The sequence below is a fragment of the Planococcus sp. CPCC 101016 genome (assembly GCF_007859295.1).
Taxonomy (GTDB): domain Bacteria; phylum Bacillota; class Bacilli; order Bacillales_A; family Planococcaceae; genus Planococcus.
Window position 1 is genome coordinate 993,775 of sequence record NZ_VOHB01000002.1, and the last position, 12,628, is coordinate 1,006,402.

The 12,628-nt window shown below is 44.5% G+C and carries 11 protein-coding genes; 9 read left to right on the forward strand and 2 right to left on the reverse strand.

The window, feature by feature from the left end:
• Positions 1 to 119: 119 nt before the first annotated feature.
• From FQV26_RS04585 to FQV26_RS04595, 3 genes are all read left to right on the forward strand, one after another.
• Positions 120 to 1,124, forward strand: coding sequence for a GNAT family N-acetyltransferase (locus tag FQV26_RS04585; protein ID WP_146556184.1), 1,005 nt, complete (start codon positions 120 to 122; stop codon positions 1,122 to 1,124).
• A gap of 90 nt (positions 1,125 to 1,214) precedes the next feature.
• On the forward strand, positions 1,215 to 2,207 hold the full coding sequence (locus FQV26_RS04590) for a lipid II:glycine glycyltransferase FemX (protein WP_186759621.1): 993 nt from the start codon (positions 1,215 to 1,217) through the stop codon (positions 2,205 to 2,207).
• A 114-nt stretch (positions 2,208 to 2,321) separates the two neighbouring features.
• On the forward strand, positions 2,322 to 3,275 hold the full coding sequence (locus FQV26_RS04595) for a hypothetical protein (protein ID WP_146556186.1): 954 nt from the start codon (positions 2,322 to 2,324) through the stop codon (positions 3,273 to 3,275).
• A gap of 130 nt (positions 3,276 to 3,405) precedes the next feature.
• Here FQV26_RS04595 and FQV26_RS04600 read toward each other — a convergent pair whose 3' ends face one another.
• Positions 3,406 to 5,022, reverse strand: coding sequence for an aryl-sulfate sulfotransferase (locus tag FQV26_RS04600; RefSeq protein WP_186759623.1), 1,617 nt, complete (start codon positions 5,020 to 5,022; stop codon positions 3,406 to 3,408).
• A gap of 173 nt (positions 5,023 to 5,195) precedes the next feature.
• On the opposite strand from FQV26_RS04600, the gene FQV26_RS04605 reads away from it, so the two are divergent.
• Both FQV26_RS04605 and FQV26_RS04610 read left to right on the forward strand, forming a co-directional pair.
• Entirely contained in the window at positions 5,196 to 5,579 is a 384-nt protein-coding gene (locus FQV26_RS04605; RefSeq protein ID WP_146556188.1) for a VOC family protein, read from the forward strand.
• A gap of 455 nt (positions 5,580 to 6,034) precedes the next feature.
• On the forward strand, positions 6,035 to 7,066 hold the full coding sequence (locus tag FQV26_RS04610; protein WP_146556189.1) for a N(5)-(carboxyethyl)ornithine synthase: 1,032 nt from the start codon (positions 6,035 to 6,037) through the stop codon (positions 7,064 to 7,066).
• 67 nt (positions 7,067 to 7,133) lie between these two features.
• On the opposite strand, the gene FQV26_RS04615 is transcribed toward FQV26_RS04610, so the two are convergent.
• Positions 7,134 to 7,913, reverse strand: a complete 780-nt coding sequence (locus tag FQV26_RS04615; RefSeq protein WP_146556190.1) for an SGNH/GDSL hydrolase family protein — start codon at positions 7,911 to 7,913, stop codon at positions 7,134 to 7,136.
• A 196-nt stretch (positions 7,914 to 8,109) separates the two neighbouring features.
• Here FQV26_RS04615 and FQV26_RS04620 point away from each other — a divergent pair, with 196 nt between their 5' ends.
• The 4 genes from FQV26_RS04620 to galU all read left to right on the forward strand — a co-directional run bounded on the left by FQV26_RS04620 (position 8,110) and on the right by galU (position 12,316).
• A complete protein-coding gene (locus tag FQV26_RS04620; RefSeq protein ID WP_146556191.1) occupies positions 8,110 to 8,475 on the forward strand; it encodes a helix-turn-helix domain-containing protein in 366 nt (121 codons plus the stop codon).
• A 371-nt stretch (positions 8,476 to 8,846) separates the two neighbouring features.
• Positions 8,847 to 9,629, forward strand: a complete 783-nt coding sequence (locus FQV26_RS04625; RefSeq protein WP_146556192.1) for a class I SAM-dependent methyltransferase — start codon at positions 8,847 to 8,849, stop codon at positions 9,627 to 9,629.
• A gap of 199 nt (positions 9,630 to 9,828) precedes the next feature.
• Positions 9,829 to 11,022 (forward strand): cation:proton antiporter, encoded by a 1,194-nt coding sequence (locus FQV26_RS04630; protein WP_146556193.1) that lies wholly within the window; start codon positions 9,829 to 9,831, stop codon positions 11,020 to 11,022.
• A 412-nt stretch (positions 11,023 to 11,434) separates the two neighbouring features.
• On the forward strand, positions 11,435 to 12,316 hold the full coding sequence (galU, locus tag FQV26_RS04635; RefSeq protein WP_146556194.1) for a UTP--glucose-1-phosphate uridylyltransferase GalU: 882 nt from the start codon (positions 11,435 to 11,437) through the stop codon (positions 12,314 to 12,316).
• Positions 12,317 to 12,628: the final 312 nt, after the last annotated feature.

Below are 12,628 nucleotides of genomic sequence, written 5' to 3' on the forward strand. Positions count from 1 at the left end.
GTTATCTCAATTATCTGTATTCTTAATGAATAGGGTGATAAAATAGTAGCAGGTTCATAAGTAATTAGAATAATGTAATAAATTACTATAACATTCTGATTAAGGAAGAGGTCCTCTGGATGAAAGACATTTACTTTGAAAAAGATTATGGGCGTTTGTATGAAAAAATTGAAAATGGCAAATGCGAGGAATTTATCCTGAATCATGCATTGGGGACAGTACGGCATTTATTCATCAAGCGTGAAATTCCGATGAAGCTGGATGATCGAGTCTTCTATGATCTGATGACGCCTTACGGATACGGCGGTCCGCACATCGTTTCGGGGAAACCAGAAGACAAAGAGGAGTTGGTGGCTGTTTTCCAGCAGGAATTTGGAGAATATTGCCTGGAAAATGGCATTGTTTCCGAGTTTGTCCGTTTTCACCCGATTCTGAAGAACCATTTGGATTTCAGCACGTGCTACGAACTCATTTTCAAGCGCCATACCATCCAGACCGATCTGGCAAATTCGGCTGATCCCATACTTACAGAATATTCGGCTTCCTGCAGAAGGGACATACGGCATGCCTTAAAAGCTGGTGTAGAATTTCGCGTTATCGACCATCCGGAAAACCTGAAGAACTTCAAGGAATTGTACACGTCCACTATGCAGCGCAATAGCGCTGATGCAGTTTATTATTTTGATGATGAATACTTTCAGAACTGCATCGATTGGCTTGGCAATTACTTAGTAGTTGTCGAAGTGACTTATCAGGGCAGCATTATCGGCATGAGCCTGAATTTTGTTTGCGGCGATTATATCCACGTTCATCTTACGGGTACGCTGAAGGAATATCATCAGTTGGCACCAGCTTACGTTCTGCAGTATGCCCTCGTACTGTGGGGGAAAGAGCAGGGCAAGCAATTGATTCATCACGGAGGCGGCCGGACTGGTGAGCCGGACGACAAGCTGTATCTTTTTAAGAAAAAATTTGGACGCAATGAAGAATTTGAGTATTTTAATGGCCGGAAAATCTGGAATCCGGAAGTGTATGGCAGGCTGTGCCAAGTTGTCGCTGCACCGATGGATACCGATCAGTTCCCGGCTTATCGCAACTGCGAATCCAAAGTGACGAACGGATAATAAATGCAAGAGGCTTTTAGTGGAATAACAGCAGGTTGAATAAGGTAAGGAAAAAACAATCAAATAAAATACAATAAAAGGAGGGAAATGATGGTAACTTCAGTGCCAGACATTTATTTTTTGCCTGAATGGGGCAAGTTTTTTGAGACAAAGGAACAAGACGGCAAGGTGCATTATTTTGAGGTGAAGCATGAGTGGGGGCATGTGTTTTATCAATTCATCGTCCGGCCCATACCTGTCCAAATGGAAGGTCCGACTTATTATGATGCAATCACGCCTTATGGTTTCAGCGGACCGATCATCTTGTCGGTTGAGCCTGAGAAAAAACAGCAGCTGGTGGAGCATTTTGACAAAGAGTTTCAGAAATACTGCGATGAACATCGAATCGTCACGGAATATGTCCGGTTTAATCCTTGGCTGAAGAATCGGCAAGATTTCGAGCAGCTTTATGAATTCCGCGACAATGGCCATACGCTGTATATCGATTTGACGGGTGAGGACTTTTTCATGGAACAATTCGCTTCCGTTACCCGCAGACAAGTGCGAAAAGCTTGGAAAAATAATGTGGAAATTGAAATCGATTATACCGGAGAGAGCGTGTGCGAATTTCACCGCTTGTATATGCTGACTGTACAAAAAAATCAAATCGCGCCATACTACTTGTTTTCGGAAGAATCACTGCGCAGTTCATTCGAAAAATTCAAAGGCAAGCAATTTCTGATTTCCGCTAAGCATGAAGGGCGCTATATTTCGTCTTCGTTAATGATTCACCATGGCGATTATCTTCATTACCATTTGGCGGCAAACGATCCTGAATTTTATTCCTTAGCGGGCAATAGCCTGGTTATATATGAAGCCTGCCGATGGGCAGTGGAGCATGGCAAGAAGCAATTGCATTTGGGCGGTGCCGGCAGCGATGAAAATCTTTACCGTTTCAAGCGCAACTTCACCAAAACCGAGCCGCTGCAGCTATTGATGGGAAAACGAATCCTTAATCAGCAGGCTTATGATCAATTGGTCGAAGCAAAACGCCAAAGTGAAGGCATTCAATATCCAGGGTATTTCCCATTGTACCGAGGCTAGCGGACGTATGTGCAAGGTGAGGTGCGGTCCGAAGGCCATAAGGTACGGTCAACAACAATTAAGATGCGGTCAGCCGCTTACAGCTGGGGTTCGAACGCTTGGAGGAGGGCTGATATGAAGGAAATCGGTGGATATTTTGGCATGGAAGACTTGGTCAGCAAGGAGTTTTACAGCGATTTGCTGGCTCTAAACAGTGGCAGCAATGCCTTGCTTTATTTATTGAAAGCGCGCAAAATAAAAAAATTGTATATTCCTTATTATTTATGCGACTCGGTCAGCATTTTGCTGCGGCATCACGGTTACGAATTTGAATATTATCATGTAGACCAAGAGTTTCAGCCAATTTTTGATAAAGAGCTGGAGCAGGGGGAATACTTGTATATCGTTAATTTATACGGGCAATTTACACAGGAAAAGACGCTGGCGCTGCAGAAGCATTACGGTCAACTGATTTTGGATCACAGTCAGGCTTTTTTCCAAAAGCCGCTGGAAGGCATTGATACGATCTATTCCTGCCGCAAATTCTTCGGCGTGCCGGACGGTTCTTATTTGGCGACCGATGCGGTGCTCCACGAAACGATCGAGCAGGACATTTCTAAAGATCGCATGGCGCATATTCTGGGGCGCTACGAAGGCACGGCGAGTGAATATTATGCTGATTTTCGCAACAGCAATGATATCCTAGGCGAGGTGCCGCTGCGGACGATGTCGAAATTGACGCACAATCTGATGGGGGCCGTCGATTACGAAAAAGCCGGCCGGATTCGAAATGAAAACTATGCTTATTTGGAAAAGCAGTTTGATGAAGCCAATCCACTGAAGCTGACTATGCCGGAAGGCGCGTTCGCTTATCCTTTATTGGTGGAGGATGGCATACCCGTCAGAAACCTGCTTGCCGAACAGAAAATCTACATTCCGCTGCTGTGGCCTAATGTACTCGATGAATGTCCGGAAGAAAGCATTGAATACCAATACGCGGCGAACATTCTTCCCTTGCCGTGCGACCAGCGCTACGGAATTGAAGACATGGCATATCTTGTGGAAATGGTGAAAAAGCAATTGGATTAGAAAGAACGATACACTAAAAACGCTTTGAAAACCTGACAGGTTTTCAGAGCGTTTTTAGTGTATTTTAAGCAACTGCAGTGTCACTTATTCACATCTCAGCGTTGCTTGTTTCAAACTTTTATTCCATTCTTCACTCAAACCAATAACCGTTGAATGTTTCTTTGAATGCCCGGTAAGACAATAGGCTGGCTTCGTAGTTGAACTGTGCCAGCAAGTCGCCTTCAAGACTGTATTCTTCCAAAGTTTTGGCCATTCCGCTGTTGACGACGATGGAGTCGCCGGTCAATTGGGCGTTGCTGACGATGGAAGAATACGGAACGTCGAATTCTTGGACCAGGTCGTAGCTGCGGTTATTTTCGTCTACCAGGTATTTGGTGAACTTGGAGCGGTCTTGGTCGTTCGCTTCAAAAGTCTGGCTGGTTTCACGGATGACCGCGCCAGTGTAATCCGGACGGCTTTCGTACCACCAGTAATTGTTATTGTACATATACAGGTAATATTGGCCTTCCGGCAAGCTGTCGTCGGCTGCATACGTGACGGAATGCTGGCCGGCCTGGCTCGGAAATTCGCTGGATTTCTGAAGACGCAGATTTTCGCCTTCAGTGCCAGCCCAGACGTCCTGGATGCCGATCAAGTAATTGATGGTCGGCTGTGTATAAATATTATCGACTTTGATGATGGTCGAGTTTTCACGCGCACTCAGAAACAGCGAGTTGCCAACCAAATCGATGGAGTTGAAGTGAAGCCAATCCCAGACGCTTTTGCCGTCCATTTCCACAGGCTTCGTCGTTTGCTTATAGCCATTCAGCAATTCAGTGAAATCAATAAGCAGCTTTTGTTCGCCGGTGTTCAAGTCAATGCTCATCACCATGTCTTCGACGGTATCTTTCGCTGAGTCAGATACCAATGCCAGAACCTGGCCCTCGTCGTTGATGACAAAGTCATGGTGCATGACATATCCGTTAAGTTCATACGTATCGGTGATTTTTCCGAGCGGGTTCATGCGGGCGAGCTTTTGATCGGTGGTGGTGAAAACCATTGAATCTTCATAAGCCACCATCCGGTCCATGCGGTAATCTTCTGAAATGATTTCCGCGCGCAAAGTGCCGTCGTTATCAAACAGGAAGGTATAGCCATTGTAATTGTTGACGCCCATTAGCACGAACAAGCCGTCAGCGAGTTCCGTATTGCCGGATGCTGCCGTTTGTTCCATGGCGATCGGGTAGCCGGAAGTGGTTTCCGGTGCCGTCACTTTAAATGAATACTCATCCGCGCGTGTGCCTTCTTCATTCGTATAAGTCACCGACACGGTGTTTTCCTTGCCCGACACAAGTCCAATTAGCTGATACTCCGCCAGTGCTGCTTCGGCATTTGCGTCTTTGGCGGTACGCTTGAAATCAGCCGTGCCTTCTGCAGAAATCGTGTAGGTCAACTTGCCGGCATCAGCTGAGTTGAAATAAAGGTAAAGGCCCGTTGTATTGGTGCCGAACGGATTGATCACCGCAAGCGGTTCATCGACCGAATGGTTTTCTTCTTCTTTCAAGTCATCCAGTTCCTGCTGCAGCTGCTCAACAGCTTTTTTTTCATAGGCAGAGTTGGCAGCACTCACCCGCGTATCCAGATATGCCAGCTCCTGTACCGGGACATCTATTTCTCCGTGATCTTTGATTTTCAGTTCATCGCTGCAGCTGGAAAGAAAAGCAGTAACAATTAGCAGCATAACAGGCAACCCAATATTTTGTTTCATTATGTAATCCTCCATTAATTGTTGATAATCAATAAACCTTAGTAACTTTACCATAAAAACGATGGTAATTTCAATTTAATGATGGATTTTTGTTATTTTAAATGATGGAATTAAAAGGGTTTTTGCTCTGCATGGCGAATGATTGGGGAACCCAACAAAAAGGAGTGTTTCAAATGGCAGAAGAAAACAAGGTACAGCCGGGCTCGATTATTTCAGCAGATTTAACCGTCCATCATGCAGAAACCGTCCGTGATTTCTACAAGGAAATCATCGGCTGGCAGCACAGCGATTTTCGGATGGGGGATTATGACGATTACATGATGAATACCCCAGACGGCAACCCCGCTGCAGGCATTTGCCATCAAGCCGGACCCAATGAAGGCCTTCCACAGCTTTGGATTGTCTATTTTGCCGTCACCGACTTGAAGCAAAGCTTGGAAATGTGCCAACAACGCGGCGGCATCATACACCGCGAACCGGAAGGACCCGTCACTTCCGGCAGCTATGCCATCATCGAATACCCGGCCGGCGCTTTCTGCGGATTAAGCCAAATTTAAGACAGATGCCCAATAAAAAAGCGGAAAGCGCTGGCCTGCGCTTTCCATGTTTTGGGCATCCAGCGCGGTTCGGATCGTATTAAGCCGAGTTTGGAGGGTATTTGCTCCAGTTTGGACTGTATTCTAGTTATCTCGGACTGTATATCCATTTAACTGTGAGAGGTTAAGTGCTATTTTAGAAATAATGCTGATATACAATCCATTCCGAGAAGACCTGGCTAACAGCAATAAAAGTGCACCTCTTTAGAAGCTCAAATCTTCAATTGCCGCACCCTTGCAAGTGCTTACTCGTGAATGTGAACGCCTATCGCCTTTATTTAAAATCCGTGTTACAAAATACTTATAATGTTTCCGATATATGGTATGATGCAGAATAGGTCTGCTATACGGAAACGATATTAATATATTAACTCACTCGACAATTTATGAGATTTGTCCGGTCGATTCTGTATGAAATGTCAATTATCAGCCGACCGGGATTTAACAGAATTTCATCAATTGGGGGTTTTATTATTTTTACAATAGGATTTGTCATCAGTCATAAAAACAATGAAAAACGGAGAGCGCTTTTGCCGAAGGACATGCCGACCATTAAGAACATTGAGCAGCTGTATTTTGAAATCGGTTACGGCGAGGCACTCGGCTATTCGGATGCGGAGTACGAAGTATCCGGTGCTCAATTCGTATCGCGTGAACGAGTGCTCGAATGTGACGCCATCGTTGACGTGAAATTGGGCAATGCGGATTATTTTGGCCAATTGACGCCAGGCAAACTATTGATCGGCTGGGCGCACGCGGTTCAGGACATTGAATTTACAGATTCAGTTTTAGCAGGGGACCACACAGTGGTTGCTTGGGAGGAAATGTTCGAAGATGGCCGCTATATCTTCTATCGCAACCGGGAAGTGGCAGGGGAGGCTGCGATTCTTCAAGCTTACCAATATTGCGGCAAAATGCCGTACGAAACAAAAGTAGCGGTTCTTGGAAATGGCCACACGACCAAAGGGGCGTTGCGCATTCTTCACGGCTTGGGCGCCGATGTCGATGTCTACGGCCGCAAACTGGAATCTCTTTTTATCAAAAATATGAATAATTACGATGTTCTCGTCAATTGCGTCATGTGGGACACAACACGCACCGACCGCATCATTTACAAAGAAGACCTGAAGCGTTTGAAAAAAGGCGCGATGATTATCGATGTCAGCTGTGACCCGAACATGGAAATCGAGACCTCCCGTCCGTCGACCATTGATGATCCCGTCTATACAGTGGATGGCATCATCCATTACACGGTGGACAACACGCCGGCGATGTTCCCGCACACCGTTACGAAAGTGCTGAGCGAAGGATTCTCGCCAATGGTCGATAACTTTGTCGAAGGCAACTGGACCGACATGATCCGCAATTCCGTGGTCATCGAAAACGGCCACATCATCGACCACCACATCAAAGAGTTCAGAGAAGCCAGAAACCTATTGGTGAAGTAATAAAATAAAGAGTCTCTTCTTATGAAATCATGGATTTCACGAGAGGAGACTCTTTTTATGGAAGGATTTACTGCTTGAACAGTTCCGTTGTGAAATACACTTTAAATTTATCAAACAGGTAAGCCTGTCCCATTGTATTCGGATGCATGGAATTTTGCATCAGCTTGCTTTGTGAAATGTTCTTGGCGTGAATATCATCAGCCATCACCTGATAAAAATCAAAAAAATGAAGCTCTTCTTGAGCCGCTAGTTCACGGCTGGCTTGCATATAGGCCAGCATTTTAATGTTTTGATCGACGGAGGTTGTCGGGTTGGGTGTTCGGATCAGCACTTCTGTTTCTCCAGAAGCCGTAATTTCCTCCACAATCAATTGATAGTTTTTAGCATACTCTTCAACTGGTATCTTCCAACCGCCAAGCGCGTCATTCAGCCCAGCAGAAATCACCACCAGATCAGGAGAGTGACTCAAGACATCGCTTGCTATCCGGTCTTTTATATGGGAGATGGTATTGGCGTTCATACCGGCATTGACCAGTTTCACTTGGCCGGGATATTTGTCTGCAAACCACTTGTCCAACAAGTTTACGTGATTCGGATTGCCGTCAGGAAGCGATTCAGGAGACGTGACATAATCACCAAGAAACACAATGGTGAGGGATTCTCCCGCTGCAAGCTTCTTTGAAAAATTGGCAGGCACCGGCACTTCGGCTGCGGCAATTTGAATCTCCTCCGTTTCAGGCAGTAAAGCGGTTGGTTCTGCAATTTCGATGGTTTTTAAATTTCTTTCTCCAGCGATGACAATAAAAATAAGGGCTATACATAGTATGTAGATTAATTTTTTTAGCATCGTAATACCTACCTTTCATTTTTAAATTAATACCATATTACCATAAAATTGAGTTAATTTATCTAAAATTTCAGTTATTTTGTGAGTATTCAGACTCAAAAGCACTTCCCTGGCTATATACCCGGTTTCAAAGCACCGATGTGGGGAATAATATAACAATTGTATAACGGTCATGGAAATAAAGGAGGCGCTGCATATGAAGCAGATTGGGAATAAGTTAAAGAGTTTAAGAGAAGAAAATCAGTTGAGCGTCGATGATTTGGCCTTGGCTTTAGGCTTTGCGAAAACGGTGATTTGGGGCTATGAAAGCGGCAAAAAGCAAGTAAGTGTTTCTCATCTGGAATTGCTGGCCGATTATTATAAAGTGTCCGTCGACTTTTTACTGGAGCGGGAGCAGGCATCTAATGTACTCGATCTTCAGCAAATTCCTGATCTGGCTTCAGTCAAGCTGGTGGTGGATGATCAGCCGATTAACGAAGAAGAACTGGCGGAAGTCACTTCTTATCTGCAAGTCAAACGCCGGCTGAAAGAAGAAGGCGCGCAAAAGCAGGCAGCAAAATAATAAAGACAGGTGGGCATCCAATGAACTTATGGATGTCCGTTTTTTGCTTTATGGTCAGTAAAGTCTTTCGGGGAATAAAATCATTCCTTCTTTTGAGCCTGCCGAGCCCTATGGATAGTATTATGCTTAGTTTGGACAGTATTTATCGATTTTTAGATAGTATTTCGACCTGATTGGACAGTATTTATCGACATTCAGACAGTATATCCAATTAACTGGAAAAAATCCGCGGAATCACCCGGAAATCAATGTTTATTCTTCGCAGACCCTCCTTTATAGCAGCAATCAGCTCAATAGCATTCTGCTGCTTCTCGACTTCTCGTTTCTGAGCGGATAAAATTACTTAAAATAGATCCAAGGGAGAGATCGGCATGGAAAAAGCAGCGCAGCAGCAGTGGAATGCGGATTTATACGACACGAGCCATTCGTTTGTTTCAAAGTACGGAAATGAATTAATAGAATTACTGGAATTCCAAAAAGGTGAAAAGATTCTTGACTTGGGTTGCGGTACAGGCGATTTAGCCAAGCAGTTGGCGGATGCGGGAGTAGAAGTGGTCGGTATCGACAGCTCCATGGATATGATTCGGCAAGCCAATCAAAAATACCCAGAAGTTTCCTTTCAGATAGGGGACGCCACGGCACTGGATTTCCACGAAGAATTTGATGCCGTGTTTTCAAATGCGGTTCTTCACTGGATCAAAGAACCTGAGAAAGCCCTGGATTCTGTTTATGAAAGTTTGAAAACAGGCGGCCGCTTTGTCGCCGATTTCGGCGGCATAGGAAATGTGCAGACGATCACGGACGAGATGATCGAACAAATAAAGCAAGCGGGATTCGAGTTTACGAAACAGCAGTTTCCTTGGTATTTTCCGAGTATCGGCGAATATACAGCATTGATGGAAAACGCTGGATTCCATGTTCTCTTTGCCCAGCATTATGATCGTCCGACATTATTGAAAGGTGAGCAGGGCTTGTCAAATTGGATGAGTATGTTTGGCGCTCTTTTCTTTGAGGGCATTTCTGAAAATGAAATAACCGCCATCAAGAAGCGAGTTGAAACCAATCTGCGCAATCAATTATACAAGGACGGAAATTGGACTGCCGACTATAAACGGATTCAAGTGCTCGGCAAAAAAATGGACAAAGAGAATTAGTTCTCAGTTTTTTTGCAGGTATCCCGGAGTTTCTTCACATCTTTAAGGCCAGCAGCCGGTGGATGTTCCGGCTGCTTTTTTACGGAGTTATTGCTGCTCGACAAATATACATAAAGCCTCCATATCCATTATCGTTTGAAAAAGAGGGGGAAAGGGAAATAGGTAAGTTGCAGAAAGTTACATATTGGAGGAGATAGGAATGTCGGCAGCAGTGGCGACGGTTTTATTGTGCATCGGCTATTTGGTGTTCACGATTGATAAAAAACAAGAGAACTTTCCTGTGCCGGTCGTGCTTGTGCTGATCGGCATTGGTTTGTCATTTATTCCTTATTTCAGTGATGTGGAAGTGACAGAAACGCTGATTTATGACGTCTTCCTGCCAGGCCTGTTATTTGTATCGGCCTATCAGTTTTCAACAGCGGCTTTGCGGAAAAATGCCGGCATCATCGGATTGTTGAGTACAGCGGGGCTTGGGTTGACAATTGCGCTTGTCGGGCTTGCGATCTACTGGCTCAGTGGCTGGTTCTTTTCCGTTTCGCTCGCAGGTGCATTGGTGATTGCAGCGATTTTGGCACCGACCGATCCAGCATCGGTTGTATCCATTTTGAAAAAATCATCTCCTGACAAAAGCATCGCAGATATTGTCGACGGTGAATCGATGATCAATGACGGAACCAGTATCGTCTTATTTACGGTTCTGTCGGGCATGTATCTTGAATCGAACTCACTCGATGTGTTGTCCATTATTGGGGAATTCATTTACGTTTCGGCAGGCGGGGTGGCGCTTGGCGTCGCGGTCGGCTGGCTGTTGAGCAAGGCTGTACATATTACGCATCACCGAGATTATCAAGTCATGTTGAGCATCATACTGGCTTATGGCGCTTTCCAGTTAGCTGAGAGTTTCGGCTTTTCAGGGGTTTTGGCGACTGTATCTGCCGGCATCATGCTGTCTTGGGAATTTTCCCATGCCAATAAAGAAGATCATTACCGCGAATCGCTGTCCGGATTTTGGAGCGTGGTGGAACCATCGCTGTTATCGTTGCTGTTTTTGCTGATCGGCATTGAAGCGACAGAACATCTGGAATGGAGCAATTGGATTTTCGCGTTGATAATTTTATTTGCTAGCATCGCTATCCGATTCTTTATTGTCGGCGGGACATTTAAAGCACTGGCTGGACGAAAACACGAAGCGATTTGGAAAAAGTCGCTGCTCATCTCCTGGTCCGGCATCCGCGGCTCGATGTCGGTGTTCCTATTGCTGCAACTTGGAACCTTGGCAGAGGGAAGTGTGGCGGACGAGTTGATATCCATCACTTTTTCCGTTGTCATCCTTTCCTTAATCATCCAAAGCCTTGGAATTCATCCTTTATCAAAAATGTTGAACAGCAATTAAAACCACAAAACCGCCCCTGTTTGGAAGTCGAACTTCCAGCAGGGGCGGTCAAGTTAAGCTTTTATATATAATTCTTCGATCTTTTCAGGCAGCAACGATTTATTAAAATAATAGCCTTGAGCCTAGTTGAAATAACATTGCATTGATGTTCAGTGCAATAAAAGCAGAGACCGCAACGACGGTAATGGAAAGGAAATGCAGAATAGGATCGCAGCTTCTTAATAGAAGTTTGCTTGAAATTTTAATTTCCTGTTAATAGAACTGTGTTAAATATTTTATTTTGATATATACTGGCTACAAACAGCAGTTTTTGTAAATCATATTAGAAGGTTTCCAACAATTAGCTTTTCTCTAAAAAAATGTTATTATTAAACAATAGACACACAGAAAATAGGAATGAGAAGGTGAAGAGATGCAAGTTAAAAAAGCGATAATTCCCGCTGCGGGTCTTGGAACTCGATTTCTGCCAGCGACAAAAGCTATGCCAAAAGAAATGCTGCCAATTGTCGATAAGCCAACGATCCAATACATAGTGGAGGAAGCGATCGCCTCCGGAATTGAAGACATTATCATCGTGACAGGCAAAGGTAAACGAGCCATCGAGGACCATTTCGATCATGCCTTTGAATTGGAAGACACTTTGTTTAAAAAAGGCAAAATCGATATGCTGGATTCCGTCCTTGAGACCTCCAATGTGGAAATCCATTATATCCGTCAAAAAGAACCGCTCGGTCTTGGTCATGCTATCTGGTCTGCCCGCCGTTTTATCGGCAACGAGCCGTTCGCTGTTTTGCTTGGCGATGACATTGTGGAAAACGACGAACCGTGTTTGGCCCAATTGATGAAGCAAAATGAGTTGACGGGCAAGAGTGTAATTGGTGTTCAACAGGTACCGGAAGAGGAAACACATCGCTATGGCATCATCGATCCGGTCTCAATCGACGGTAAATTGATCAAAGTCGATAAATTTGTCGAAAAACCGGCAGCGGGTACAGCACCTTCCAATTATGCCATTATGGGCCGTTACATCTTGACTCCTGAAATTTTCGACTTTTTAGGCCAGCATCAACTTGGCGCGGGCGGCGAAATACAGTTGACGGATGCGATTCAAATGCTGAATGAAGTTCAGTCGGTGTATGCTTACGAGTTTGATGGACATCGTTTTGACGTAGGCGAGAAATTTGGATTTATCGAGACGACCATCGAATTTGCTTTGAAGCGCCCTGAGTTGAGAGACCGGTTATTAAAGCTGTTTGAGGATAAATTAAAGGAATCGTATATTAACGAAAAATAAGTGCATAATTTGAAAAGACCGAACCGCTTCAGCCAACTTGGCGAAGCGGCTTTTTCAATTCGCAGCAGTTTATCAGCATGGGTAAATAATGATACACTAGACAAAGTCGGACTCGGGAAATCGTTTTTAGTTAAAATGAATTCGCTGCACAAGCAGAGGGATTGTCCTTCGTCTGGTCGCTTTGAGCTTTCTATTTTAATTATAGCTAAAAATAATTAGAGCTTGTTAAGGGGAAGAATACATAAACGTATGGGGCAGCCGGTGTTCTGCATAATGAACTTCTTTCTATTAATATAGATCTTCTGCTGATAG

Bases quoted from the DNA above. Each gene is read 5' to 3' on its own strand.
- FQV26_RS04585 (WP_146556184.1), top strand. From the start codon at position 120: ATGAAAGACATTTACTTTGAAAAAGATTATGGGCGTTTGTATGAAAAA.
- FQV26_RS04590 (WP_186759621.1), top strand. From the start codon at position 1,215: ATGGTAACTTCAGTGCCAGACATTTATTTTTTGCCTGAATGGGGCAAG.
- FQV26_RS04595 (WP_146556186.1), top strand. From the start codon at position 2,322: ATGAAGGAAATCGGTGGATATTTTGGCATGGAAGACTTGGTCAGCAAG.
- FQV26_RS04600 (WP_186759623.1), bottom strand. From the start codon at position 5,022: ATGAAACAAAATATTGGGTTGCCTGTTATGCTGCTAATTGTTACTGCT.
- FQV26_RS04605 (WP_146556188.1), top strand. From the start codon at position 5,196: ATGGCAGAAGAAAACAAGGTACAGCCGGGCTCGATTATTTCAGCAGAT.
- FQV26_RS04610 (WP_146556189.1), top strand. From the start codon at position 6,035: ATGTCAATTATCAGCCGACCGGGATTTAACAGAATTTCATCAATTGGG.
- FQV26_RS04615 (WP_146556190.1), bottom strand. From the start codon at position 7,913: ATGCTAAAAAAATTAATCTACATACTATGTATAGCCCTTATTTTTATT.
- FQV26_RS04620 (WP_146556191.1), top strand. From the start codon at position 8,110: ATGAAGCAGATTGGGAATAAGTTAAAGAGTTTAAGAGAAGAAAATCAG.
- FQV26_RS04625 (WP_146556192.1), top strand. From the start codon at position 8,847: ATGGAAAAAGCAGCGCAGCAGCAGTGGAATGCGGATTTATACGACACG.
- FQV26_RS04630 (WP_146556193.1), top strand. From the start codon at position 9,829: ATGTCGGCAGCAGTGGCGACGGTTTTATTGTGCATCGGCTATTTGGTG.
- galU (WP_146556194.1), top strand. From the start codon at position 11,435: ATGCAAGTTAAAAAAGCGATAATTCCCGCTGCGGGTCTTGGAACTCGA.